Raw genomic sequence first — 23,448 nt, 5'->3', positions numbered from 1 at the left:
TGCATGAAGGTTTGCACGTAGTCTGCGCACCTAACTAAACCCGGAAAACGGGTTCCTCGCAGGGAGGATCAGTTCGTGCAATCACTGCTGGCCGTCAGCCGCGCCATCGACGCGGTGACGGGCTTCATCGGCCATCACATTCGTTGGCTTATCCTCGCGGCCGTCCTGGTCAGCGCCGTCAACGCCATCGTACGTAAGCTGTTCGACATCAGCTCCAACGCCTGGCTGGAGTTGCAATGGTACCTGTTCGGCGCCGTCTTCATGCTCGCCGCCGCCTATGTACTGCAGCGCAACGGCCATGTGCGGATCGACGTCCTGTCGAATCGCCTGACCGAGCGCGGACGGCAATGGATCGACCTCTTCTGCCACATCCTGATGCTGCTGCCGCTGGTGCTGGTCATGATCTGGCTCAGCGTGCCGTTCGTGATCGACTCCTACCGCAGCGGCGAAATCTCCACGAATGCCGGCGGCCTCATCATCTGGCCGTCCAAGCTGTTCGTGTTGCTCGGATTCGTGCTGCTGCTGCTCCAGGCGATTTCCGAGATCATCAAGCGCATCGGGTTTCTGACTGGTGCCTTGCAGGAGGCGGAGCCGGAAGCGATCCACGGCCTGACGCCTGAGGAACTCGGCGTCAAGGGGAGACAGCCCGAATGATCGAGTTCATCGCCCAGAACCTGGCGCCGATCATGTTCGCCTCGTTGGTCGTGTTTCTGCTGCTCGGGTATCCGGTCGCCTTCTCCCTTGCCGCCAACGGCCTGCTGTTCTTCTGGGTCGCGGTCGAGCTGTCGCCCTATTCGAACGAGATTCGCCTCTCCTGGCCGCTGCTGCAGACGCTGCCCGGGCGCGTGCTCGACGTCATGCGCAACGACACGCTGCTGGCGATCCCCTTCTTCACCTTCATGGGAATCATCCTCGAGAAATCAGGCATGGCGGAGGACCTGCTGGATACGATCGGCCAGTTGTTCGGACCGATTCGTGGCGGTCTCGCCTATGCGGCGGTCCTGGTCGGCGCGCTGCTGGCCGCGACCACCGGCGTCGTCGCCGCCTCCGTGATCGCCATGGGCCTCATCTCCCTGCCCATCATGCTGCGCTATGGTTATGACCGGTCGTTGGCAACCGGCGTCATCGCCGCATCCGGCACGCTGGCGCAGATTATTCCGCCGTCGCTGGTGTTGATCGTCTTGGCCGATCAGATCGGACGCTCGGTCGGCGACATGTATGCTGGCGCGCTCGTTCCCGGGCTCATCCTGACTGGCCTCTATTGTCTGTATGTCTTTGTCATGAGCATCGTGCGCCCATCTGCTCTACCGGCCTTGCCGATGGAGGCGCGCACTTTGGGCGGCGGGGTCCTGTCGCTGGTCGTCGCGCTGGCGGTTGCCGCCGCCATTGCCTTTGCTGCGAACTATCTCCTGCAGGACAGGTTTGAGAATGACGCCGCGATCTGGGCCGCCACGATCGCAGTCGCCGCTATCTATGTCGCCGCGGTGCTGGACAAGACGCTGGGCACTGGCGTGCTCTCACGCCTGGCGCAGCAGGTGATCATCGTCCTCATTCCGCCGTTGGCGCTCATCTTCCTGGTGCTGGGCACGATTTTCCTCGGTATCGCGACGCCGACAGAAGGCGGTGCGATGGGCGCGACCGGCGCCCTGATCATGGCTTTCGCCAAGCGCCGGCTCGATTTCAGGATCATGAGTGATGCACTGGAGGCAACCACGCGGCTCGCCTGCTTCGTCATGTTCATCCTGATCGGCGCGCGGATCTTCTCGCTCACTTTCTATGGCATCAACGGCCATGTCTGGGTGGAGGAGCTGTTCGTTGCGCTACCTGGCGGTGAGTGGGGCTTCCTGATCGCGGTCAACATCCTGGTCTTCGTGCTCGGCTGCTTCATCGATTTCTTCGAGATCGCGTTCATCGTCATTCCGTTGCTGGCGCCGGTCGCCGACAAGTTCGGCATCGACCTGGTCTGGTTCGGCGTCATCCTGGCGGTCAACATGCAGACCAGCTTCCTGACGCCGCCCTTCGGCTTCGCCTTGTTCTACATGCGCTCGGTCGCGCCGAGCGGGCCCTGGTTCGACAAGATCAGCAAGCGCACGATCGCCGGCGTCGCCACCACCCAGATCTATCGCGGCGCGATCGCGTTCATCGTCATCCAGGCAATTATGATCGCGATTGTTCTTCTGTTCCCGCGGCTGTCGATCCCCGAGGCAGGGCCTGCCATCGACCCCTCGACCATCGAGATCGAGCTGCCGCCGATCGGTGGAGAAGGGGAGGGCCAGCCGGAACTGCCTCCGCTGGATTTCGGCCAGCCGCCGGAGATCAATCCAAACTGAGAGCGGAAATAGAAAGGGCCCCACCCGGGGCCCTTTCCAATTGGTGCTTGCGATGAGAGCTTAGAGCATCTTCTTGCGCTGCTGACCCATCATGAACGTATCGTATGTATGTTCCGACACCTGGAACCAAAGGTACTGGTCGGCGCGGAACGCCATCATTGCATCGTGCACCTTCTTGAACGCGGCGTTCTTGGCCGACACGTCGGCATAGGTCTCCTTCGCGGCATCGAACGCCGCTTCCATCACGTCCTGAGGATACGGCCGCAGTTTGGCCCCGCCCGCTGCCAGTCTCTTGAGGGCCGCCGGATTGGCAGCATCGTAGTTGGCCATCATGTCCACATTGGCGGCTTGGGCTGCCGACTTGACGATCGACTGGTAGCTCTTTGGCAACTCTGCCCACTTGGCCGTGTTCACCATGGCGTGGAGCATTGGGCCACCTTCCCACCAGCCTGGATAGTAGTAGTAGGGCGCCACCTTGTTGAACCCGAGCTTCTCGTCGTCGTACGGGCCGACCCATTCGGCCGCGTCGATCGTGCCTTTCTCGAGCGCCGGATAGATATCACCGCCGGCGATCTGTTGCGGCACCACGCCGAGCTTGGAGATCACTGCGCCGCCGAATCCGCCGATGCGCATCTTGACGCCCTTGAGATCGGCAACCGAGTTGATCTCCTTGCGGAACCAGCCACCCATCTGCGCGCCGGTATTGCCGCAGGGGAAGCCGATCAGATTATGTCCCGCCCAGAACTCGTTCATCAGATCGATGCCGCCGCCATAGTACATCCAGGCATTCTGCATGCGGCAATTGAGGCCGAATGGGATCGCCGTGCCGAACGCGAAAGTCGGATCCTTGCCCCAGTAGTAGTAGGTCGCGGTATGGCACATTTCGATCGAGCCCTTGCCGACCTCGTTGGCAGCTTCCAGGCCCGGTGCGATCTCGCCTGCCGGGAAGACCTGGACCTGGAACTTGTTGTCGGTGGCGTCGGCGACGTATTTCGCGAAGGTTTCGGCCGCGCCATAAATGGTGTCCAGGCTCTTTGGAAAGCTCGATGTCATGCGCCACTTGATATCCGGCGCGCTCTGCGCGATCGCGGGCGCGGCGATGGTCGTGGCGGCTGCCGCGGCGCCGAGGCCGGCGGTCGCGATAAAGGTACGTCTCCTCATGATGTCCGATTCCTCCCTGGATGACGGCGCGCACTATACGGCGCTGTTCCTCATGCTCAACTTTGTTTCCTGAAGGGCGGTCCCTTGCACTTGGCCCCCGGCAACAAGCCAGCCTAGCTAACCTATGACTGTGGACAAAGACAAGCCGGATGCGGCCCGCATCCGGCCTGCATCGCAATTCCTGGCTGTGCACTCAGCCTCGTGCGATGTATTCGCGCAGCGACTGGCTTTCCGCCTCGGCTTCCTCGACCTTCTGCTTGACGACGTCGCCGATCGAGATCATGGCAACGATCTTGCCGCCTTGCCGGACTGGCAAATGGCGGAACCGCCGTTCCGTCATGATTGCCATAACCTGGTCCACAGTATCTTCCGGTGCACAGCACGTGACGTCCTTGGTCATCAGCTCCGCCACCGGCCGGGCCATCATTTCCGCGCCTTTGAGCCCGACCGCCCGCACGATATCGCGCTCGGACATGATGCCGGCAATGTCGCCGTTCGGCTTCAGCACCAGCAAGGCGCCGATCCGCTCGCGCGTCAGAACCTCCGCCGCTTGTTGAATCGTGTCATCAGGCGCAACGGAGATGAGCCTGTGGGGTTTGCCGTGAATGATGCTTGCGATGCTCATGCACGCCTCCTTTCGCCCTGTCGCGAAAGCGGGCCCCGATCCCGCAGACCGCACAAATATTAAGACTAATGGCCCCGAGCGGCAAGTATGTGACCCTATGGATATGCACCAAATGCCAGCGTGCATTAACGATAGATGAGGCGTAGCATAACCCTATGACGGCTAAGCAGACCCTGCCGGATCCGCACACGCTCGCGCTGCAGGCGCTGGCGTGGTTGGCGAGCGATGAAGAACGCCTGGTGCGGTTCTTGAACCTGACCGGACTAACGCCGCGCGGCCTGCGGGCGACCGCGACGCAGCCGGAATCGCTCGGCGCAGTGCTCGATTATCTCCTAGCCTGGGAGCCGTTGCTGAACAGCTTTTCCGAGGAGCTTGGCGTCGCGCCGGAAATCGTCGCGCAGTCGCGCCATCGCCTGCCTGGTGCGCCTTCGCTCCACTGAACGTCCCTAGTTGATCGACTTGGCCGCGCCACTCTCATCGGCGCCGCTTGGCAGCGGCGCCGCGGGATCGCGGATCCACGCCGCCATGTCGTCATAGACGGCGTATTGATTGAAGTCCCGCAGCAGCAGGTGATACCCCTGCGGATAGATCGCGACGCGTCCTTGCTCGGGCGGCAGTTCGCGGAAGTGGGGCAGCGCCTCATTGACCGCGCCGCGATCAAGGATCGCCTCGTGCTTGCCGAACAGAACCAGCCAACGCGGCGTGTCGAGCTTCGAGGCGGCGTTGAACGCGTCGGTCATGAGATTGACGAGGCCAAGCGCTGTGTCGATCCTGGTCTCCTTGATGACGAGAGGATCGCGCGCCAGTTCGCGCAGCGCGGCACGGTTGTTCGAGGCCAAGCCGTGAAAGCCGGTCGGCACCACCGTCACCCAGGGAATGATGTGCGCTGCCGTCTCGGTCACCGTGCGCGCGAGCGGCGAGAGGGTCTGCCAGCCCCAGATCGCGGGCGCTGCCAGGATCAGGCCATCCGCGATCGGTGGATCGTCGCTCACCGCAGCATTCATGATGACGGCCCCGCCCATGCTTTCGCCCAGAAGGAACAGCGGCAGATCGGGGTGCCTGGCCTTGATAAGGCGCGCGGCAACGCGGAGATCGTCCATCATCTGTTGCTCGCCGGCCCAGATGCCGCGCTGCGGTGCCCGGCCGAAGCCGCGCTGGTCATAGGCGTAGAAGATGAAGCCGCGGCGCGCCATGCCTTTGCCCGGCGCCGCGAAGCCGCGCGAGTAGTCATTGAAGCCGTGCAGCGCCAGGATCACCGCTTCCGCCGGCCGGTCCCACGGGTACCAGACGCGGAGCGGCAGGTCGACATCGTCCGGCATATGGAGCGCGGCTTCATGCCCATCATTCTCGACGATCCGCGGCTGGTCCACCGGCGGCCCGATCTCCTGCAGCCGCGGCGCACAGGCGGCCAGCAGCAACGGCACAAGGAGGATCGTCGCCAAACGGCCTAGCATGCTCGCTCGATCATTCGCCGCCCATCACTCACTCGAGGGGCTCCGCCGTGTCAACTGCAAGAAGATGTCTTCGAGGTCGGTCTCGACTGTGGTGAGGTCGACGACCTCCAGGTGGCTGGCGCGCACCTGGTCCAGGATATCCGAGACCTTCGTCTCCGAGGGGCGATAGCGCAGCTTCAGTTGACGCGCGGCGCCGCCTTCGACGTGCCAGCGCTGCAGGCTCTCCGGAATGGTGGCTATGTCGCGCGCCAGGGTCAGCACCAGCTCCTTGCTGTCCACGCGCGCCAGCAGATCCTCCTTGCTCTCGCAGGCGATCACCTTGCCGTGATTGATGATGGCGATGCGATCGCACAGCTCCTCGGCTTCTTCCAGGTAGTGCGTGGTGAGAAGGACCGTGACGCCCTGGCGGTTGAGCTGGCGCACATAGCCCCACAGCTGCTGGCGCAGTTCCACGTCGACGCCGGCAGTCGGTTCATCCAGCACCAGGACGGGCGGATTGTGCACCATCGCCTTCGCCACCATCAGGCGCCGTCGCATGCCGCCCGACAGCGTGCGGGCATAGGAATCCGCCTTGTCCGACAAAGCGAGCGCGTTCAGCAGTTCCGCCGTCCGCCGTTCTGCCTTCGGCACGCCATACATGCCGGCCTGGATGTCCAGAAGCTGGGCCGGCGTGAAGAACGGATCGATGTTCAGCTCCTGCGGCACGATGCCGATGGCGGCCGCCGCATGCCGCGGGTCGCGGTCGAGGTCGATATCCCAAATCTTCACCTCGCCTGAGGTCTTGATGACCAGCTGGGCCAGGATGTTGATCAGGGTAGACTTGCCCGCCCCGTTCGGCCCCAGCAGGGCGAACAGGCTGCCGCGTGGAATCTCGAGATCCACGCGGTCCAAGGCGCGCTTGGGCGGCGCCGTTCCATTGGACGGCGCATAGACCTTGGTCAGGCCGCGGATGGAAACGGCGGAATCGGGCAGGGGAGAGCTGTGGGGCACGATTTGAGCTGTGGTGCGCGGCGGTTGATTCACCGATGGGCGCATGGGTATCATCCGGCCGAAATGGGGTCAACGCCGGGCCCATCTGGGCGCCAGGCGGGCCCTTATTCCTGCGAAAATCCCGCGAGTTGGATGAAAATGGAACCGTTCGAGATCATTGCCGTCGAAACCACCACGGTCGCTTGCGACGGCGGCGGCGGGCCGCTGGGCCATCCGCGTGTCTACCTTACCCTCGGCAAGGATGGGGAGATCGAGTGCCCCTATTGCAGCCGCAGATATGTGCTTAAGGAAGGTGCGGGCACGGCAGCCGCTCACTAGGGGATCACCCATTGATCCTGACGGGAAAGGCCGTCCATTCGCCTAATCTGGCGGGCGTATCGAGCGGCGTAGTAAAGGGCGGCTGATGTCCAAAACCAAACATGTCTATCTGGTCGACGGCTCGGGCTACATTTTCCGGGCCTTTCACGCGCTGCCGCCTTTGACCCGATCGGACGGCACGCACGTCAACGCCGTCCTCGGCTTCACCAACATGCTGCTGAAGCTATTGGATGAGACTGATGCCGACCACATCGGCGTCATCTTCGATGCGGGCCGCAGCAGCTTCCGCAACGAGATCTACGCGAACTACAAGGCCAACCGGCCGGAGGCGCCGCCGGAGCTCATCCCGCAATTCGGGATGGTGCGGGAGGCGACGCGCGCCTGCAACGTCGCCTGCATCGAGATGGAGGGCTACGAGGCCGACGATATCATCGCGACCTATGCCTGCCGGGCAAAGGAAGCCGGCGCCGACGTCACCATCGTCTCCTCCGACAAGGATTTGATGCAGCTTGTGAACGACAAGGTCCGCATGTGGGACCCGATCAAGAACAAGCCGATCTCCTATCCCGAGGTGCAGGAGAAGTTCGGCGTCACGCCGGACAAGGTAATCGACATCCAGGCGCTGGCCGGCGATTCCACCGACAATGTGCCGGGCGTGCCTGGCATCGGCGTGAAGACCGCGGCCGAGCTCATCAACGCCTATGGCAGTTTGGAAGCGCTGCTCGAGCGCGCGAACGAAATCAAGCAGCCCAAGCGCCGCGAGAACCTGATCGCGAATGCCGAGCTCGCGCGCATCTCCAAGCAGCTGGTCACCTTGAGCTGCGATGTGAAGCTGGACACGCCGCTGGAGGGACTTGAACGGCGCAAGCTCGAGGTTCCGCGCTTGCTCGAGTTCGTGAAGGTGAACGAGTTCCGCGCGCTGGCGACGCGCATCATGGCGCGCCACGGCGGCGAGGGGAACGGCACGGGTCCGAAGGTCGACACTGCACCCCCGGCCGCTCCCGCCATCGCCGGTACCTCATTGGCTGCGGCGCCCGTGCCCGCGCTGCCCGCACCGTCGGCCGCCGCGCCCATCAGCTTCGACAAATACGAGCTGGTGCAGGACAAGGCGACGCTCGAGCGCTGGGTGCGCGAAGCACGCGAACAGGGCTATGTCGCGTTCGACGTCGAGACCACGTCGCTGCACGTGGTTGCGGGTGAGCTGTGCGGCTTCTCCTTGGCACTGGCGCCGGGCAAGGCCTGCTATGCGCCCGTCGGCCATGGCGGGGCAAGCGGCGATCTTCTGGGTGGCGCTACCGAGCGCCCAAAGCAGATTTCGCTCACCGAGGCGCTGGCCATCCTGGGGCCTCTGCTCGAGGACCCGTCGGTGATGAAGATCGGGCACAATATCAAGTTCGACCTCTGCGTCATGAGCAAATACGGCATCGAGGTCGCGCCGATCGACGACACGATGCTGGTCTCCTACGCGCTCGAAGGCGGCGCGCATGGGCACGGCATGGACGAATTGTCCGAGATGCACCTCAGCCACAAGCCGATCGCCTATGGCGATGTGTGCGGCACCGGGAAGTCCGCGGTGACCTTCGACAAGGTGACGCTCGACAAGGCGCTGAACTATGCGGCCGAGGACGCGGACGTGACGCTCCGCCTGCATCAGATGCTGAAGCCGCGCCTGGTTCCTGAGCATGTTCTGACCGTCTACGAGGCCATCGACCGGCCCTTGATACCGGTGGTCGCCGCGATGGAATGCGCCGGCATCAAGGTCGACACCAAGGCGCTGCAGGCCCTGTCGAAGGATTTTGCCGGCCGCATTGTCGAGATCGAGCGCGAAATCCAGGACATCGCGGGGTTCGACTTCAATCCGGGCTCGCCCAAGCAGCTGGGCGAAGTCCTGTTCGATAAGCTGAAATTGCCCGGCGGCAAGAAGGGCAAGACGGGGGCCTACGCCACCGGCGCCGACGTGCTGGAGGAGCTGACGGTCGTATCCGGCCATCCGCTGCCCCAGAAGATCCTGGATTGGCGCCAGCTCACCAAGCTCAAAAGCACCTATACCGACACGCTGCAGAACGAGATCGACCCGACGACGGGGCGCGTTCACACATCGTATGCGTTGGCGCTGACGCCGACGGGCCGGCTCTCCTCCAGCGATCCCAATCTGCAGAACATCCCGGTGCGCACCGAAGAAGGACGCAAGATCCGTCACGCCTTCGTGGCGGAGAAGGGGCACAAGCTGCTCTCGGTCGATTATTCGCAGATCGAGATGCGGCTCGCGGCCGACATGGCGGACATTCCCGCGCTGCGCGATGCTTTCCGTGACGGCAAGGACATCCATGCTATCACCGCGAGCCAGGTGTTCGGCGTGCCCATCGAAGGCATGGACCCGATGGTGCGCCGACGCGCCAAGGCGATCAATTTCGGCATCATCTACGGCATCAGCGCTTTCGGATTGGCGCAGCAGCTCGGCATCCCGCAGGCGGAGGCGCGCGACTACATCGGCGCGTATTTCGCGCGCTATCCCGGCATCCGCGAATACATGGAGCGCTGCAAGAAGTTCGCGCGCGACCACGGCTACGTCGAAACCTTGTTCGGCCGACGCTGCCACGTACCCGGCATCAACGACAAGAACCCGGCGCGCCGCAGCTACATGGAGCGCGCCGCCATCAACGCGCCGCTGCAAGGCACCGCCGCCGACATCATCAAGCGCGCCATGATCCGCATCCCGCCCGCACTGAAGGAGCGCGGCCTCAACGCGAGGATGCTGCTCCAGGTACACGACGAACTCGTGTTCGAGGTGCCCGAGGCGGAGGTCGAGGAGACGTCGGCAATCGCCCGCGCGATCATGGAAAAGGCCCACGAGCCCGCCCGCAAGCTCGCCGTGCCCCTCACCTGCGACGCCGGCGCCGGCCAGAACTGGGCGGAGGCGCATTAGATGCGAGGCGTTTGAATGGGTCTCGATCTCATCGTAGAGGGCTGTGCCAAGCCCGGACACGAGCGCGAATGGCGTGAGCTGCTGGAGCGCTCCTTTGCCGATGAGGAGTTGTCGGAAGCGGAAGTCGCGCAGTTCCGGGAAGTTAGCATCCCGGGCTATGAGCGGATCGGCGCACCACGGGTGGGACACGATAGTGCTGCAAATCAATGGATTCTCAAGGCACGAGATGCGAAGACACCCGAGGAAATGGCCGCTGTGCTCAACGAGTTCGAAGGCTACTATGTCGTGCGTCTCGTGGACTGCGATGGCGTCCCCGAATACTCGCATGGAGGGATGTACGACGGCGCCGACGAGACGAGCTTTCGTGGCTCATTTCTGGAAACTTGCCAGAACGTGCTGGGCAAGGACCTGATTGACGAGGCGTGGGCTCACAAGCTTCCCGAGCAAGCGGTCGCTTATGGGAGAGCGCTGCTCGCGGCAGCCGACGCGGCAGAAGCCGGTCGAGCCCCCAGGTCCGGGCGGCGACAATCGCTTCTGTCGCGCCTGTGGCCGTCCAAGGAACCAGATCCGATCCCAATTGCAGACCAGCTCGATATCGTGCGAGCGGCAGGACGCTGGTTCGTCTTCTGGGGCGAGCGCGGGCATCCCATCCGCGCTTGGTTCTAATTGGAGTCATGGCGCAAACTCCAAACCATCGTCCTCCCGCCATCGCTCAGCAGCGCTTTGCTGCGCGGCGAGCGGAGTTCGAGGGGCTCGACCTCGCGCAGCGGTTCGAGCGCATTCATGAAGCCAATCTGTGGGGCGCGGATAACAGCGTCTCGGGCGTGGGGTCGGAACTGGAAGCAACGGCGGCGATTCGCGAGCGGCTGCCGGGTCTGTTGAAAGAGCTTGGCGTGCGTTCCATACTCGATGCGCCGTGTGGCGATCATCGCTGGATGGCCAGCCTCGATCTCGATCTCGAGCGCTATGTCGGCGTGGATATCGTGCCCTCGATCATCGAAACCCTGCAGCGGCGCCATCAGGGCGATGCGCGGCGCAGCTTCTTGTTGGCGGATATGACGTGCGAGCCCTTGCCGCGCTGCGATCTCATCTTGAGCCGCGATTGCCTGGTACATTTTTCATTTGCGACGCTTCAGCGCGCGTTGAGGAACCTGAAGGCGTCCAGTGCCGTTTGGCTGCTGACGACAACCTTCCCGCAGCTGGAGCGCAACGAGGATATCGAAGACGCCGACTGGCGGCCCCTCAATTTCGCGATCGCGCCGCTGAACTGGCCCGCGCCAGTCGAGATCATCAATGAGCGCTGCACCGAAGCCGATGGCGCGTATGCGGACAAGAGCTTGGCACTATGGCGGTTGAGCGATTTGCCTGATGCCTAAGAAGAAAGTTCAAAGCGTGATGGAAAACCTGCCCGGCTCCGACCGCGTGCGGATCGAGCATGTCGATGTGCTCAGCGACAATTGGTACGTGCTGCGCAAATACACCTATATGTACCGCCGCCGTGACGGAACGGAACAGCGGCAGGCGCGCGAAGCTTATGACCGGGGCAATGGCGCGGTCATCCTGCTCCACGACAAGGAGCGCGGCACCATCCTGCTCACGCGGCAATTCCGCCTGCCGGCCTTCGTGAGCGGCCATCCGGACGGCATGCTGCTTGAGCTGCCCGCCGGGCTGCTGGATGACGATGATCCCACGACCGCCGTCCGCCGCGAAGCGGAGGAGGAGACCGGCTATCGCATCAAGGACGTGAAGGAAGTGCTATCCTGCTATATGAGCCCCGGCGCGGTCACCGAGCAGCTGCATTTCTTCACCGCCGAATACACGCCGGCCGACCGGGTCGGCGCAGGCGGCGGCCATCTCGGTGAGGGCGAGGACATCGAAGTCGTCGAAGTGACCCTGCAGGACGCGCTGGCGATGATCGACCGCGGCGAGATCATCGATGCCAAGACCATCATCCTCATCTATCACGCCAGGCTGAAAGAGATCATTTAGCAGGTTTGCGCGGCATCACCGCGCCGCGCCACAGCATGCGGCCGCCGCGGCGCAGAATGGTGGCGATCGGCTGCGCCTTGTCGCAGGGATGGCGCCTGCTCAGGCACTGATTGAGCCACGCACCCTCGGTCAAGCTGACGATGGCGCAGGCGAGATCGTTGATTGACGCGCCGGGCTGCACTGTGAGTTCGAAATGATCGAGTGCGCCCAGGATCGCCTGCTCCAGCTTGTGTACCGTCTGGACATACTCCGCCACACTGGGCTTGGCGATCTCCTCGCTCCAGATGCCGTACGGCACGGCGCTCAGCCACAAGGCCCACACCAGCCCGTGCTCGGCAGCCGGCTTTGCGCCATGGGCCGGTCCGCGCGCCGACTCTCCTGTCAGAAGAGCATCGACCCAGTCTTCCGCGTCGCTGAAATCCTGCGGCGCGGGTAGCTCAATCCGCTCCACCCATTCGTGCGCATCGAGCGCCAGCGCCATCGCCGCGGCCTGGAAGGCGGCTTGGCTGCCGAACAGATTGGTGATGGCCCCGCGCGTCTTGCCGTCATGGGCCGCAACGGTCTCGGCATCTAGCCGCGCAAATGGCCCGACCGCGAGCGCCCCTTCGCCCAGGAGCTGCGAGTCCTTTTGGATTTGCTCGAGGGCGACGAGGCTGCCCATCCGGGCATACCGCTTGCGAGCCTCGTCCTTGGGAAGCGTCGAGCGCTCCCGCTTCTGTTTGGTCGGAATGTGACCCTCCTCAGTTCAGTGCGTACCGTATGTACGTAATTTGCTTGACTCCGGCAAGGGCAGGATTACGTTGCGTACATACCGTACGTACGTATCATATAGAGATGTTCATGAGCGGGAAGAATGCACTGTCTGGCCTGCAGGGCGTTTCCCGATTTGGCCGCGGGCGCACTTGGCTCGCCACCATTGCAGCGTCGATCGTCACCGCCTATGCGCTGGAAATCGTGGCGACCGGCGCCGGCCTCCTGGTTGTGGCATCGGGACTGCTCGGCAGCATCAGCCATTGGGAGGCGCTCGCGCTGTTGCTCGCCACCTATCTGGTATGGGGTGCCGGCCTGTGGGCAATGATGCTCGCGAACTGGGAGTTGCTGCGGCGCACGGGCGCGAGCGCCAACATCCTCTCCAAGATCGCGCACGATCTCGTGGCGCGTTGGACGTGGAACGCGCGCTGGCGCCGCATCGCCGCGCATGTCGGATTCATGGCGACCGAGTTGGCGAAGGAAGCGCCGTATTATCTCGGCGCGGCGGGTGCAGCCCTGTTCACCGCCTCCATCACCGCGGTAGACGCGATCGTGTTCCTGGTCGGCGCCAATATGGGTGCGGCCGCCTACGGTTTCACACTCGCCCGTAGCATACGATGGCTCGCCCACCGCGTCGGCCGCGAAGAAGGTGAGCAATCGCCGGACGGCTCAAGCCTGCCGCGACCTCATGGGAAAGGCGCCTCAGTGCCGCCCTTGGACACAGATCGGCGCGGATAAAGCGCCGGGCCGCATCATGCCATCCTGGGCGCGGTCTCATGAAAGCTCGGCCGGCGTTTGAGTCCCTCGAACCAGGCGGAAACTGCTGAGTGATGCGATGGACTGCCGCCAACCAGCTCATAGAGCGCGAGCGTGCTGGCGATCGAAAGGTCGGCGAGCGTTACTGCACCTCCGATGCTGTCTCTTGAGTTCAGAGCGCGATCGAGGATCGCGAGCGCGTCTTGAGCCTGAGTGTGGGCGCTCGCGATGATGGACTGGTCGGCCTTGTCTTTCATGACGATCTGCTGGATCGCGATCGTCTGAATGGGTGGGTTCAGCCGCGTGTGGTTCCAGTCGAGCCACATGTCGACAACTGCGCGTGCCTTCACATCGGCAGGATAGAATGCGCGATCGCCCGACACCGCCGACAAATACCTCATGATCGCGTGCGACTCGGCGAGCCTGAGATCGCCATCCGCCAAGACCGGGATGAGGCCTGTTCTGCTCAACCGGAGAAAGTCTTCCGTCTTGTGCTCGCCCCGATCCAGGGCGACGACAATGCGATCGATCTTCAGGCCGAGTTCCCGGCAGAGCATCAGCACGCGACGGCAATGCTGAGAAAACGGATGCATGTAGAGCTTCATCTTTCCCCTCCGTCGACGGACCCGGGCGAGCGCCGCTTCATGTCTATTCACAAGTGAATGCTTGTGAAGTAGCATAGGTTTCGGCCATTTACAAGTGACCACTTGTGGAAGCGAGGCATGAATCCTCAAGCTGCATTGAAGGCCATCGTCGAGCCGCGCCGGCGTGAGCTCCTGGCCCTGCTCCGGGACCGGGGTGCGCTTTCGGTCGGCGAACTGGCGGACCAGGTCGACGTGAGCCAGCAGGCGGTCAGCCAGCACCTGAAAGTGCTGGAGGATGCCGGGCTGGTTGAGGCGCGTCGCGAGGGGACCCGGCACATCTACGCCGTCCGGCCGGACGGATTTCGGCCGATCGAGGAATTCGTGGCCGGCTTCTGGAGCGATCACCTTCAGAAACTGAAGCGCAGCGTGGAGCGGAAATGACGGAGACGTTTCGCACCTCGCTCTACATCGAAGCCGAGCCCGAAGCGGTCTTCGACCATTTCGTTAAGCCGGAGCTCCTGGTGCGCTGGATGGGCGACTATGCGCGCCTGGAGGCGGTGCGCGGCGGTGTGTTCTCCGTCGACATCAATGGCGTACTCATCCGTGGCGAGTTCCTGGCCGTGGATCGTCCCAGCTATGTCGAGATTTCCTGGGGTCAGGCTGGAAACGAAGTGATGCCTCCGGGCGCGACGCGGCTGGCCGTCCATTTCAAGCCGGTCGAGGGCGGCACGATGCTCGAGCTGGAGCATTCGGGACTATCGCCGGCGGAAGCAGCGAGGCACGCGATCGGCTGGCCGCACTTCCTCGATCGTCTGAAGATTGCTGCGGCCGGCGGCGATCCAGGACCCGATCCGTGGGCGGTCGAACCGCCTCACCCAGCAGCTTAGCCAGCCGCCAGCAGCCTCAGACCTGCCGCTGTCCTATGGGGGAAGGCGCCCCAGTGCCGTCCCTGGAGGAACATCGCAACTATGCGGCACTCGCGTCCGCAGGACCACGGAAGGAATGGCGGGAAGGGACGTCTTTCATGTCGCTCTGCAGGTCCGACCGGATGCTGAGGTGCTGCAACAGGTCGCGCAACGAAAGCACGCCGACCAGCCGGCCATCCGTGACCACGAACAATCGCCCGCCCGTCGTCCGCTGCATCTGTGCGAGCGCTTCGTCCGCGCGCGCATCGATCGCGATCGTGCGATCGCCAGCCGGCCGCATAATGTCGCCGACAAGACGGTTGGAGCGCTCGGATGCAGCCATGGCCTTGACATCCGCCACACCGACCACGCCGGTGAGGTCGTCGCCTCGCACGACCGGTACCTCCTTCAGCGAGTGCGCGAGCAGAATGTCCTCCGTCAGCTGCTGGACCGAGATGTCGGGCGTTACGCGGACGGGATCCGGGCGCATGAGCCGCCGCACCGAAACATCGGCCAATATCCTCTGCGCAAGCACCTGACGGTAGGAGGAACTGGCCGCTGCCCGCACGAACAGACCGATCAGGAACCACCACATGCCTCCAATCAGGTTGCCGTAGAGCGCGCTCACAATACCCAGCACGATCAGCACAAGCCCGAAGGCGCCGCCTATCAGCGATGCCACCCGCGTGGCCCATATCAGGTCTCCGCGCCACGCCCACAAGGCCGCGCGCAGCAAGCGTCCGCCATCCAGCGGATAGGCAGGAACCATGTTGAACGCCGCGAGGATCGCGTTTGCCATCGCCAGGTAGCCGAGCACGATCGCCACCGGCTGTGGCGTGTTGAAGCCCGCGAGCAGCGTGGCTGCAGCAAAGCAGAGGATGGCAAGTGCAACGCTCATCGCCGGCCCTGCGATCACCATGAGTGCTTCGATGCGTGGCGTTGGCGGCTCCTCGGTCATCTCGGCTGCGCCGCCGAACACGAACAGGCGAATGCCTTTGATCCGCATGCCGAGCCGCCGCCCGACTACCGAATGGGACAACTCGTGCAGGATGATGGATGCGAACAAACCGAACGCACCGAACATTGCCATCCAGATGTAAGTGCCCGTCGAGAGGTCGGCCAGGACCACTGGGAAATAGCCCGCTCCCAGCGTCCAGACGATGAGGGCAACGAGGATGAGCCAGGTTAGATCGAAGCGGATCTCGAACCCGAGCAGGTTTATCAAAGGACGACGCCTGGTGGCCATGGCACAATTCAACCCAAGAGAGACCTCAATTACTCCGAACAAGTGGAGCAGCTTCGAGGTTCCGTGGCGGGGCGCATCAACCCCCTCGTGAGCGGGCCATCATCCCGCCGTAGCGGGCTATGAGGGGTAGGCGTCCAGAGCTGGTCGCAATGCTGGCGCTGCAGATCGCATCGACCAGCACGATGTCCATATGCCCGCGCGATGCGGAGCTCCAGGGCAGTGACATCGGTGGCGCGCGAATCCGCGATCGTGTGCGCCTATTCGGCTACGCGATCTCGGGAATGGCGCTCTCCAGGATTCCCGCATCAGCCGCGAAATCCAGGAACGTGTAGCGATTGCGGATCTTTCGCGCATGGCGCACCGCCTCGCTGTATGAAGCGCGCGACCAGCCGAGATCTTCCGGTGCACGGGGTGCAATCGCCTCTCTCAACACTCTTTCGAGCACCTCGGCGCGCACGAAACTAGCAGCCAGCGTGTTGCGTATCTCTTCCCATTGGGAGGCAATCCGCTGGTTGACGGCTTCGGCGATCTCCGCAGTGAGGCGTTTCAGTCTGAATTCTTTCCAGCAGGAACGCCCAAGCGTCGCCCCAAACAGGCCGATGAAGTCCTCTTCGGAGCTGTGGTCGGCCGAGACGACTGGCGGCGGGCCATCCAGCATCCGGCCCTGCAGGCGGGCCATGGTCAGGGTGGTGACGCCAATCTGCTCGCCATGAAGCGAGAAGGGACGGCCGGGCTCTTGCAGCATGTCGCCGTAATGGCTGATGAGATGTTCGCCTTGGCTCGCGGGCAGCGACGTGCCGCAGATCGCCGTTCCAAAACCGGACAGGAGCAGCGTGCGCACCAGCTTCTCCATCGCCTCGAGATCGCCTTTCATCGGCGCCCCGGCGGACGCGAACAGCTCCGGCTCGTCATCGGCGAGCAGGGCGAACGGCATGGTGCGATAGGGCTGGTCGAACAACAGGTGCGCGAGCAGCCAATCGGTCTGAGCGGTGGAGCGGCAGAGACTGTCGCCGAGGCCCGAGCGGATCATCCGGACCGGTGCCGCGGCGAGGATCGAAAGGTCAAAGAACGCGCCGACCGGCGCCTGCGCAGGCAATGACTTTTTCAATCCGTCGACCGTTATGGCAGCATTCAGCGAAGTATAGCCATTCATAGACGGCGCAGTGGCGAACACCGCATAGGGTTTGCGATCGCACGCGCTGGCATACTTGCACAGGTCATTGATCGTTCCGGAGCCGACGGCGATCAGCGCATCCGCGGATCGCGTCGCGGCGCAGATCCGCGCGACGGTCTCGGTGTCCGCATGCGGACGGTTTGGCAGCACGACGCTCTCTACCTTGCCGAGGCTCTTCAGGGCGCTCTCGACGCGCGCGCCAAGGACGGCATGCGTCGTCGGATCGCTGACCACGGCCAAGCGCCGACCGAGCGCCAATGGCCGGATGAGCTCTGCCTCGGCGCCGGCCAAAGATCGGCCAAGGGTCACCGCCCGGGTCTGCACGCGGAGCGGGGGCCCGCCATCCGGGTCCGGATAGGTCCCGGCGATCAGCCGATCAATGATGTCTGGAGGCATCCCAGAATGTCCTTGTTTTTGTTTAGTCGCTTTGCTGCTGCACGAAGAGCGGCCTGAGTGAGCGGAACAGCTGGCGATACTTGTCGTATGCCTCGTCATACGCGGACGCTTCCCGCGGACTTGGGTCGATCTCGGTGTGCTCATCCGAGAGCGCGCCGACGGCCTCGTTCAGATCGCGCGCGACGCCTCCCGCGACTGCGGCCAGGAGGGCGGCGCCGACCGGAGCGCTGTCGACGCGTTGCGGCAGTTCAGCAGGGCGCTGCACGATATCCGCGCGCATCTGTGACCAGAGGCGGCTATGCGCACCACCGCCGATCAGCAGCAGGGAGCGCGTCGCAACGCCCATCTGCTCAAGGCGATCGACGACGTCGCGCATGGCGAACGCGCATCCTTCCAGCACCGCGCGGATCATGTGCTCGCGGCCATGGGCCGGAGTCATGCCGTAGAAGCAACCCCGTGCGCTGGGCTGCCACTCGGGCGCCATCGCGCCGGTCAGGGCCGGTATGAAGCTGAGGCCGGCAGCGCCAGCGGGCGCCTGGGCTGCGAGGGCGTTGAGGGCGGTGAGATCCGGAACATTCAAGAGCTGGCTGATCCAGGCAACGGCGCCACCGGAGAACCAACCCGGATTCTCGATGAAGAAGGCGCCGCCGGGATAGGCATGCGTTTCCAGCAATCCGCTCTCGTCGCGCAAGGCCACCGGGTGCAGGCCGCCGACAACCTCGCCGGTGCCGAGAACCACGGCGACCCGGCCGGGTGCATTGAAACCGGCGCCGAGCGGTGTCCCGAAGTCATCGCCGGTTCCGACCGCCACCGGCAAGCCCGCAGGCAGACCGGTCAGCGCTGCGCCGCGCTGGTTGATGCGGCCGGCGCACGTTTCCGCTTCGGCGATCGGTGGCAACTGCGTTTCGGACAACTCGAACCTGTCGAGCAAGGCCTGCGCATAGCCGCGACGATCGAGGCAATAGAGCATGCTGGTCGATGCCAGCGCGTGACCGATGACCGCGATTCCGGTCAGCTGCTCGACCACGTAGGAAACCGGCTGGTGAAATCGCGCGATCGCCGCCTCGCGGCCCAGGTGCCGTGCCAGCCAGCGCGCTTTCGCCGCGAGATGGCCGGGATCCAGCACCAATCCGCATTCGTCGCGCACCAGAGCGGCCGGGATATCTTCAATTTCGGCGGTCGCGCGCCGGTCCATCCAGATCAGGCATGGCGACAAGGGCGCGCCGCTGGCATCGACCGCGATGCAGCCGTCCAGCTGGCCGCAAAATCCCATGGCCTTTATCTCGGTCGGTGCGACCTCTGCGGAGCTGAGCGCTTCGGAGATGGCCGGCCCCAACGCGTCCGTCCACAAGGTGGGCGCCTGTTCGACCCATCCGGGTTTCGGGTAGCTCGGCCGATAGCACTTCGCCGACTGACCGACGATCCGCAGCGCCGGGTCAAGGATCACAACCTTGAGGCTCTGCGTGCCGATGTCGGCGCCGACGAGCATGCCGGCTCAGCCTTCGCTGACAGAGGCGACGTATGCTAGCAGCATGCGGCCACCGGTTCTCCGACCTGACCGTAGGTCTTGAACTTGTCCATGACGCGACGAACCTCCGCTTTCGGCAGGATGTTGGGTTTGCCGACCTGCAGCGCACGCCAGTATTGCGCGGCCAAGGTCTCCACCTCGACCGCCAGCCACATCGCCTTCTTGAGATTGCGTCCAACGACGATCATGCCGTGATTGGCGAGCAGGCAGGCATTGCGGTCCTGAAGCGCTTTCACCGCGTTGTCGGCGGTCTCTTGGGTCCCGTAGGTGGCATAAGGCGCGCACCGGATGTTTCCCCCACCGGCGGCCGCGATCATGTAATGCATGGCCGGGCTCTCGAGGCCGAGGCAGGAGAGGGTCGTCGCGAACATGGAATGGGTGTGCACCACCGCGCTGATTTCCGCACGGCTCGTCATCAGTGCGTGATGAAACCGCCATTCACTGGACGGCTTGCGCTTGCCGACATGACTGCCGTCGGGCCGCATCAGCACGATGTCGCTCGCCTTCATCTCGTCATAAGCCATGCCGGAGGGCGTGAGCAGGAATCCTTCGTTCACGCGTACGCTGATATTGCCGGACGTCCCTTGATTGATGCCCCGGCGATTCATGTACAAGCATGCCTTGACGATGTCGCGCCGCTCCGTTTCGTATTTCACGATCAGACTCCGTTCTTGCCGATCAGGCGGTGTCCTTGTCCGCAACCAGGACCTCGAGCGGCAGATGGGCCAGTGCATTGGTGATTTCGGGCTCCGGCGTCACATCCGTGATCAGGTGTGTTGCCCTCTCGAAATTGCCGACGCGGATCGGGGCGAAGCGCCCGAACTTTCCGTGATCGGCGACGACAGCGGCGGTGCGGGCGGTCATCAGTATGCGGCTATGCAACTCACCCTCTTCACGCGTGTAGTCCATCAGCCAGCCGGCCGGCGAGATCGCGCCCGCTCCGATGAAGCCGAAATCCGCGAAATAGTGTGCCAGCATCTCGGTGGCATCGCGACCCAGGGTGGCGCCATTGCTTGGCTGGATCTCGCCGCCCAGCATGTAGACGCGGTTGCCGTTGCGTCCCATCAACTTCCCGCAGATGAAGACGCTATTGGTGAAGACCGTCAACTCGCGCCGTGCCATCAAGGCCTCAGCGACCGCTTGGGTGGTGGTTCCGCTGGCCAGGATCACCGATGCGCCGTCGGGCACCAGGCCGGCGGCCAAGCGGCCGATGGCGCGCTTGGCCTCGATATTGGTGACTTGGCGTACCGCCATCTCTGGCTCGCGCTGCTCCAGCGAAAGTGCGCCACCGTGAGTCTTGCGCAGAAGCTGGCTGTCAGCCATGGCGACCAGGTCGCGGCGGATAGTCTCGCGCGAGACGTTCAGCTTGCGCTGGATCTCCGTGATGGAGATCGAGCCTCGATCATTCACCATCGAGAGGATAAGTCGCTGTCGTTCTTCGGCGAGCACGCGTGAGTCCCTCAATTCGGCGATCGGCTTCATCCAGCATCGGCTCTCGATGCGGCCGCACAATCAGCCTCTATGGCGGCGACCTGGGACACAATGGATCCCATACTCTCGGCGTAGGAGCCGTCGAACACGGCCGATCCGATGGTGAAGGCATCAGCCCCGGCCTGGTGCAACGCGGCGATCTGATCAGCCGTGGACACGCTGCCAGCCACGATCAAGTATTTCTTTCCAAGACCGCGGCGCGCCGCCTTGACGAGTTCGATCGGATCGGCCGAGGTCGCGCGATAGGCCAGCAGGTCGGTCCCGGCACAACCCTGCGCGATGAACCGGCGGCAATGTGCCTCGATCTGGTCCGGCCGCCCGCCGAGCCTGGTCGGATGGCCGCTCGGGAAGCCGCAGAACGGGAAATAGGAGATGCCGCTGTCGCCCAGGATCTCCTGAGTCCGCACGACGTCGGTGCCGCCCAACAGCCGATCGACGCCGAGCTCGACGGCGACACGCGCGGAATTGAGCGCATCTTCCGGACTGGTGCTGACAACCTCCATGTAAGAGATGGCGCCTGACTTGCGGATGCGCTCCGCCAGCATGCTCAGCGTCTGCTTGTCGACACCGACATCCTTGAAGCCGATGTGCCGCAGCTTCAACGGCAGGATGAGGTCGAGCACGGCCAGGCAGTCGGCGATGGTCCGGTCCTGCCGCGTGAGCATGAAAATGAAATCCACTGCGCCTCCGCCATCACGACCGATTCGAGCTCACGCAAATTGCAATAATTCGCAATCCTGACGGTCGAATATTGGCAAAATCGCTCAATAGTCAACATTTTGCAACAGGACTATTTTGCGGGGCCGGGGTCTTCTGACGGAGCCGGCGACCCTCTAACGGTCACACTTGTGCAGGAGGAGCGAGGCGGTGATCAGGCCAGGTTTCGCCGGCCGCGCGCCAGCAGAGCGCCATAGGTCTCCGCATCGATGTTGGCGCCGCAGATGACGAGGCAGACGCGCTTGCCGGCAAGGCGCTCGCGCAGTGGTCCCATGGCGGCCGCGGTCGCAGCCGCCGCAGCCGGCTCGACTGCCAGCTTGGCCTCTGTCTGCAGCAGAGCCAGCGCGGCGCACATGGCATCGTCGTCGACCAGCACGATGTCGTCCATGTGCGCGCGCGCCAGTTCGAAGCCGTAGGGCAGCGACATCGGTGGCGCGAGCGAATCCGCGATCGTGTCGATGCGGTCCAGCTTCACTGGCGCGCCCTCATCGAACGAACGGCGCATTTTGGGCGCGCCGACCGGCTCGACGCCATAGACCTTGCAGGTGGGCTGCAGCAGCTTGATCGCCCGCGCCATGCCGGATGCGAGACCTCCGCCGCCGACCGCGACCACCACGGCATCCAGGTCCGGCACGTCGTCCGCGATCTCCGCACCCAAGGTGCCGGTGCCCCGTGCGACATTGGGTCCGTCGAACGGATGGATGAAGGTCAAGCCCTCTTCCTTCACCAGCCGGTCGGCAATCGCAAAGCCTTCAGGCCCGTTCTCCGCGATCACGATGTCCGCACCCAGGTCTCGTGCCATGGCGAGGCGCAGAGGGTTGGCGCTTTTCAGCACGATGATCTTGGCGGGCGCGCCCACCGCCTTGGCCGCGAAGGCGGCGGCGATCGCGTGATTGCCGGCGCTGACCGCCGTGATGCCGCGCCCTTTCTGCTCGGGCGTCAGCGACAACGCCCAAGTCAACGCCCCGCGCGCCTTGAACGTGCCGGTCACCTGGAACAGCTCGAGCTTCAGGAACAGCTTGGCATCATTGCCAAGCAGCCGCTCCAGTGTTGGTGACACCCACGGCACCGTCGGCGTGCGCACCACATGCGGCGCCAGCAACGCCTGCGTCGCGCGGATGTCGGAAAGCGTGGGCCAGTTTTTGTTCATGGCTGCGTCCTATCCATAAATCAGGCGATTCCGCACCTCATAGAGGTCATGGAAGAACCGCAGGTCGAGCGCTTTCTTGAGGAACGCAACGCCGCTGGAGCCGCCTGTCCCGGGCTGATGGCCGATGACACGCTCCACGGCGCTTACGTGATCGAAGCGCCAGCGCTGGAACAGCATCTCCATGTCCATCAGCTTCTCGGCGAGGTCGTAGAGCTCCCAATGATCGCGCGGATGGCGATAGATGGTAAGCCAGGCCTCGACCGCAGCCTTGTGCCCGGCGAATGGCTTGCGCCAATCGCGCTTGACGACCGTCGCCGGCAGCTTGAAGCCGCGCCGCGCCAGCAGCCGCAGGACCTCGTCGTAGAGCGACGGTTCAGCCAGGACCGCTTCCAGGCGTGCAACGATCTTGGGGTCGCGCCGATGAACGTCGATGTAGGACGCATCCTTGTTGCCGAGGATGTATTCGACCAGCCGATAGCCCCAGCTCTGGAATCCGGAGGATGTGCCGAGCACGTGGCGGAACTCCAGATAGTCGGCCGGCGTCATGGTGTTCAGCACTTTCCAGGCGGCGATCAACTGCTCCTGGATCGCCTTCACCCGCGCGAAATGCTTCAGCGCCTGCGGCAGCTCGTCCTGCGCGATCTCGCGCCGCGCCTCGCTGAGCTCATGATGCATCAGCTTCAGCCACAATTCGCTCACCTGATGGATCACGATGAACAGCAATTCGTCGCGCTGCGGCGGATCATGCAACGTCGCCTGCAGATTGAGCAGGATGTCCAGCTGCAGGAAGTCCGAATAGGTTTCGCGGCTCCCGCCTGGCCTTCCAAGGCCAGCGCTTGTTTGGCGTGAGCGTTTGACGCCGGCGTTCTTTTCACCCTTCATAGGTTAGCCGCCCCTCAAGCTTGAATGGTAGTCTGGTCGCCACTAGTCTACCTACGGTCGACGCCGCCCCTTGGGG

At 63.8% G+C, this 23,448-nt stretch carries 25 protein-coding genes; 11 read left to right on the top strand and 14 right to left on the bottom strand.

Features of this window, described 5'->3' with window-relative positions; translation table 11 throughout:
- Window positions 1–75 precede the first annotated feature (75 nt).
- On the top strand, window positions 76–654 hold the full coding sequence (locus tag DTX69_RS00865; protein ID WP_119299600.1) for a TRAP transporter small permease subunit: 579 nt from the start codon (window positions 76–78) through the stop codon (window positions 652–654).
- Window positions 651–2,330, top strand: coding sequence for a TRAP transporter large permease (locus tag DTX69_RS00860; RefSeq protein WP_119299599.1), 1,680 nt, complete (start codon window positions 651–653; stop codon window positions 2,328–2,330). The genes DTX69_RS00865 and DTX69_RS00860 overlap by 4 nt, the downstream gene beginning before the upstream one ends.
- 60 nt (window positions 2,331–2,390) lie before the next feature.
- Here DTX69_RS00860 and DTX69_RS00855 read toward each other — a convergent pair whose 3' ends face one another.
- On the bottom strand, window positions 2,391–3,491 hold the full coding sequence (locus DTX69_RS00855; protein ID WP_119299598.1) for a TRAP transporter substrate-binding protein: 1,101 nt from the start codon (window positions 3,489–3,491) through the stop codon (window positions 2,391–2,393).
- A gap of 193 nt (window positions 3,492–3,684) precedes the next feature.
- Window positions 3,685–4,116, bottom strand: coding sequence for a CBS domain-containing protein (locus DTX69_RS00850; protein ID WP_119299597.1), 432 nt, complete (start codon window positions 4,114–4,116; stop codon window positions 3,685–3,687).
- 155 nt (window positions 4,117–4,271) lie between these two features.
- Between DTX69_RS00850 and DTX69_RS00845 the strand changes: the two genes are divergently transcribed.
- Entirely contained in the window at window positions 4,272–4,556 is a 285-nt protein-coding gene (locus DTX69_RS00845) for a DUF3572 family protein (protein ID WP_119299596.1), read from the top strand.
- Between the two features lie 6 nt (window positions 4,557–4,562).
- Here the strand turns inward: DTX69_RS00845 and DTX69_RS00840 are convergent, their stop codons facing one another.
- Window positions 4,563–5,570 (bottom strand): alpha/beta hydrolase, encoded by a 1,008-nt coding sequence (locus DTX69_RS00840; RefSeq protein ID WP_119299595.1) that lies wholly within the window; start codon window positions 5,568–5,570, stop codon window positions 4,563–4,565.
- Window positions 5,571–5,594: 24 nt separating this feature from the next.
- Entirely contained in the window at window positions 5,595–6,605 is a 1,011-nt protein-coding gene (locus tag DTX69_RS00835) for an ABC transporter ATP-binding protein (RefSeq protein ID WP_119299594.1), read from the bottom strand.
- Between the two features lie 87 nt (window positions 6,606–6,692).
- Here DTX69_RS00835 and DTX69_RS00830 point away from each other — a divergent pair, with 87 nt between their 5' ends.
- The 5 genes from DTX69_RS00830 to DTX69_RS00810 all read left to right on the top strand — a co-directional run bounded on the left by DTX69_RS00830 (window position 6,693) and on the right by DTX69_RS00810 (window position 11,793).
- Window positions 6,693–6,878, top strand: a complete 186-nt coding sequence (locus DTX69_RS00830) for a zinc-finger domain-containing protein (protein ID WP_407643964.1) — start codon at window positions 6,693–6,695, stop codon at window positions 6,876–6,878.
- 85 nt (window positions 6,879–6,963) lie between these two features.
- Window positions 6,964–9,804, top strand: coding sequence for a DNA polymerase I (polA, locus tag DTX69_RS00825; protein WP_119299592.1), 2,841 nt, complete (start codon window positions 6,964–6,966; stop codon window positions 9,802–9,804).
- A gap of 15 nt (window positions 9,805–9,819) precedes the next feature.
- Window positions 9,820–10,470: a hypothetical protein gene (locus DTX69_RS00820; RefSeq protein WP_119299591.1), complete on the top strand. Its 651-nt coding sequence runs from the start codon at window positions 9,820–9,822 to the stop codon at window positions 10,468–10,470.
- A gap of 8 nt (window positions 10,471–10,478) precedes the next feature.
- Entirely contained in the window at window positions 10,479–11,180 is a 702-nt protein-coding gene (locus tag DTX69_RS00815; RefSeq protein ID WP_119299590.1) for a class I SAM-dependent methyltransferase, read from the top strand.
- Window positions 11,173–11,793 (top strand): NUDIX domain-containing protein, encoded by a 621-nt coding sequence (locus DTX69_RS00810; protein ID WP_284735471.1) that lies wholly within the window; start codon window positions 11,173–11,175, stop codon window positions 11,791–11,793. Before DTX69_RS00815 ends, DTX69_RS00810 begins: the two co-directional genes overlap by 8 nt.
- Here DTX69_RS00810 and DTX69_RS00805 read toward each other — a convergent pair.
- On the bottom strand, window positions 11,786–12,454 hold the full coding sequence (locus DTX69_RS00805; RefSeq protein WP_119299588.1) for a hypothetical protein: 669 nt from the start codon (window positions 12,452–12,454) through the stop codon (window positions 11,786–11,788). The genes DTX69_RS00810 and DTX69_RS00805 overlap by 8 nt on opposite strands.
- Window positions 12,455–12,633: 179 nt before the next feature.
- Between DTX69_RS00805 and DTX69_RS00800 the strand changes: the two genes are divergently transcribed.
- Window positions 12,634–13,281: a hypothetical protein gene (locus DTX69_RS00800; RefSeq protein WP_162916485.1), complete on the top strand. Its 648-nt coding sequence runs from the start codon at window positions 12,634–12,636 to the stop codon at window positions 13,279–13,281.
- A gap of 14 nt (window positions 13,282–13,295) precedes the next feature.
- Here DTX69_RS00800 and DTX69_RS00795 read toward each other — a convergent pair whose 3' ends face one another.
- Window positions 13,296–13,904, bottom strand: a complete 609-nt coding sequence (locus DTX69_RS00795) for a glutathione S-transferase family protein (RefSeq protein WP_162916483.1) — start codon at window positions 13,902–13,904, stop codon at window positions 13,296–13,298.
- A 117-nt stretch (window positions 13,905–14,021) separates the two neighbouring features.
- Between DTX69_RS00795 and DTX69_RS00790 the strand changes: the two genes are divergently transcribed.
- Window positions 14,022–14,324, top strand: coding sequence for an ArsR/SmtB family transcription factor (locus DTX69_RS00790; RefSeq protein ID WP_119299585.1), 303 nt, complete (start codon window positions 14,022–14,024; stop codon window positions 14,322–14,324).
- The gene (locus tag DTX69_RS00785) at window positions 14,321–14,770 is read left to right on the top strand and encodes an SRPBCC family protein (RefSeq protein WP_119299584.1); all 450 of its coding nucleotides are present in this window, start codon (window positions 14,321–14,323) and stop codon (window positions 14,768–14,770) included. The genes DTX69_RS00790 and DTX69_RS00785 overlap by 4 nt, the downstream gene beginning before the upstream one ends.
- 79 nt (window positions 14,771–14,849) lie before the next feature.
- Here the strand turns inward: DTX69_RS00785 and DTX69_RS00780 are convergent, their stop codons facing one another.
- The 8 genes from DTX69_RS00780 to DTX69_RS00745 form a co-directional block, all read right to left on the bottom strand.
- A complete protein-coding gene (locus DTX69_RS00780) occupies window positions 14,850–16,034 on the bottom strand; it encodes a site-2 protease family protein (protein ID WP_119299583.1) in 1,185 nt (394 codons plus the stop codon).
- Between the two features lie 265 nt (window positions 16,035–16,299).
- Complete coding sequence (locus DTX69_RS00775) at window positions 16,300–17,604, bottom strand: sn-glycerol-1-phosphate dehydrogenase (RefSeq protein ID WP_162916481.1); 1,305 nt, start codon at window positions 17,602–17,604, stop codon at window positions 16,300–16,302.
- A gap of 22 nt (window positions 17,605–17,626) precedes the next feature.
- The gene (locus tag DTX69_RS00770; protein WP_119299581.1) at window positions 17,627–19,093 is read right to left on the bottom strand and encodes a xylulokinase; all 1,467 of its coding nucleotides are present in this window, start codon (window positions 19,091–19,093) and stop codon (window positions 17,627–17,629) included.
- 35 nt (window positions 19,094–19,128) lie between these two features.
- Window positions 19,129–19,788: a class II aldolase/adducin family protein gene (locus DTX69_RS00765; RefSeq protein WP_284735469.1), complete on the bottom strand. Its 660-nt coding sequence runs from the start codon at window positions 19,786–19,788 to the stop codon at window positions 19,129–19,131.
- 22 nt (window positions 19,789–19,810) lie between these two features.
- Window positions 19,811–20,614, bottom strand: a complete 804-nt coding sequence (locus tag DTX69_RS00760) for a DeoR/GlpR family DNA-binding transcription regulator (protein WP_284735468.1) — start codon at window positions 20,612–20,614, stop codon at window positions 19,811–19,813.
- Window positions 20,611–21,303: a beta/alpha barrel domain-containing protein gene (locus DTX69_RS00755; RefSeq protein WP_119299579.1), complete on the bottom strand. Its 693-nt coding sequence runs from the start codon at window positions 21,301–21,303 to the stop codon at window positions 20,611–20,613. The genes DTX69_RS00760 and DTX69_RS00755 overlap by 4 nt, the downstream gene beginning before the upstream one ends.
- Before the next feature lie 191 nt (window positions 21,304–21,494).
- A complete protein-coding gene (locus DTX69_RS00750; protein WP_119299578.1) occupies window positions 21,495–22,490 on the bottom strand; it encodes a threonine ammonia-lyase in 996 nt (331 codons plus the stop codon).
- Window positions 22,491–22,499: 9 nt separating this feature from the next.
- Window positions 22,500–23,372, bottom strand: coding sequence for a tryptophan 2,3-dioxygenase (locus DTX69_RS00745; RefSeq protein ID WP_119299577.1), 873 nt, complete (start codon window positions 23,370–23,372; stop codon window positions 22,500–22,502).
- Window positions 23,373–23,448 lie beyond the last annotated feature (76 nt).

This window comes from Dongia deserti, assembly GCF_003574735.1.
Classification (GTDB): domain Bacteria; phylum Pseudomonadota; class Alphaproteobacteria; order Dongiales; family Dongiaceae; genus Dongia_A; species Dongia_A deserti.
Note: the sequence above shows the minus strand (reverse complement) of the source record. Positions and strands in the feature narration are given on the sequence as shown.

Excerpts from the sequence above, each read along its gene's own strand:
- DTX69_RS00860 (WP_119299599.1), top strand. The coding sequence starts at position 651 with ATGATCGAGTTCATCGCCCAGAACCTGGCGCCGATCATGTTCGCCTCG.
- DTX69_RS00855 (WP_119299598.1), bottom strand. The coding sequence starts at position 3,491 with ATGAGGAGACGTACCTTTATCGCGACCGCCGGCCTCGGCGCCGCGGCA.
- DTX69_RS00850 (WP_119299597.1), bottom strand. The coding sequence starts at position 4,116 with ATGAGCATCGCAAGCATCATTCACGGCAAACCCCACAGGCTCATCTCC.
- DTX69_RS00845 (WP_119299596.1), top strand. The coding sequence starts at position 4,272 with ATGACGGCTAAGCAGACCCTGCCGGATCCGCACACGCTCGCGCTGCAG.
- DTX69_RS00840 (WP_119299595.1), bottom strand. The coding sequence starts at position 5,570 with ATGCTAGGCCGTTTGGCGACGATCCTCCTTGTGCCGTTGCTGCTGGCC.
- DTX69_RS00835 (WP_119299594.1), bottom strand. The coding sequence starts at position 6,605 with ATGCGCCCATCGGTGAATCAACCGCCGCGCACCACAGCTCAAATCGTG.
- DTX69_RS00830 (WP_407643964.1), top strand. The coding sequence starts at position 6,693 with ATGAAAATGGAACCGTTCGAGATCATTGCCGTCGAAACCACCACGGTC.
- polA (WP_119299592.1), top strand. The coding sequence starts at position 6,964 with ATGTCCAAAACCAAACATGTCTATCTGGTCGACGGCTCGGGCTACATT.
- DTX69_RS00820 (WP_119299591.1), top strand. The coding sequence starts at position 9,820 with ATGGGTCTCGATCTCATCGTAGAGGGCTGTGCCAAGCCCGGACACGAG.
- DTX69_RS00815 (WP_119299590.1), top strand. The coding sequence starts at position 10,479 with ATGGCGCAAACTCCAAACCATCGTCCTCCCGCCATCGCTCAGCAGCGC.
- DTX69_RS00810 (WP_284735471.1), top strand. The coding sequence starts at position 11,173 with ATGCCTAAGAAGAAAGTTCAAAGCGTGATGGAAAACCTGCCCGGCTCC.
- DTX69_RS00805 (WP_119299588.1), bottom strand. The coding sequence starts at position 12,454 with ATGGGCAGCCTCGTCGCCCTCGAGCAAATCCAAAAGGACTCGCAGCTC.
- DTX69_RS00800 (WP_162916485.1), top strand. The coding sequence starts at position 12,634 with ATGAGCGGGAAGAATGCACTGTCTGGCCTGCAGGGCGTTTCCCGATTT.
- DTX69_RS00795 (WP_162916483.1), bottom strand. The coding sequence starts at position 13,904 with ATGAAGCTCTACATGCATCCGTTTTCTCAGCATTGCCGTCGCGTGCTG.
- DTX69_RS00790 (WP_119299585.1), top strand. The coding sequence starts at position 14,022 with ATGAATCCTCAAGCTGCATTGAAGGCCATCGTCGAGCCGCGCCGGCGT.
- DTX69_RS00785 (WP_119299584.1), top strand. The coding sequence starts at position 14,321 with ATGACGGAGACGTTTCGCACCTCGCTCTACATCGAAGCCGAGCCCGAA.
- DTX69_RS00780 (WP_119299583.1), bottom strand. The coding sequence starts at position 16,034 with ATGGCCACCAGGCGTCGTCCTTTGATAAACCTGCTCGGGTTCGAGATC.
- DTX69_RS00775 (WP_162916481.1), bottom strand. The coding sequence starts at position 17,604 with ATGCCTCCAGACATCATTGATCGGCTGATCGCCGGGACCTATCCGGAC.
- DTX69_RS00770 (WP_119299581.1), bottom strand. The coding sequence starts at position 19,093 with ATGCTCGTCGGCGCCGACATCGGCACGCAGAGCCTCAAGGTTGTGATC.
- DTX69_RS00760 (WP_284735468.1), bottom strand. The coding sequence starts at position 20,614 with ATGAAGCCGATCGCCGAATTGAGGGACTCACGCGTGCTCGCCGAAGAA.
- DTX69_RS00750 (WP_119299578.1), bottom strand. The coding sequence starts at position 22,490 with ATGAACAAAAACTGGCCCACGCTTTCCGACATCCGCGCGACGCAGGCG.
- DTX69_RS00745 (WP_119299577.1), bottom strand. The coding sequence starts at position 23,372 with ATGAAGGGTGAAAAGAACGCCGGCGTCAAACGCTCACGCCAAACAAGC.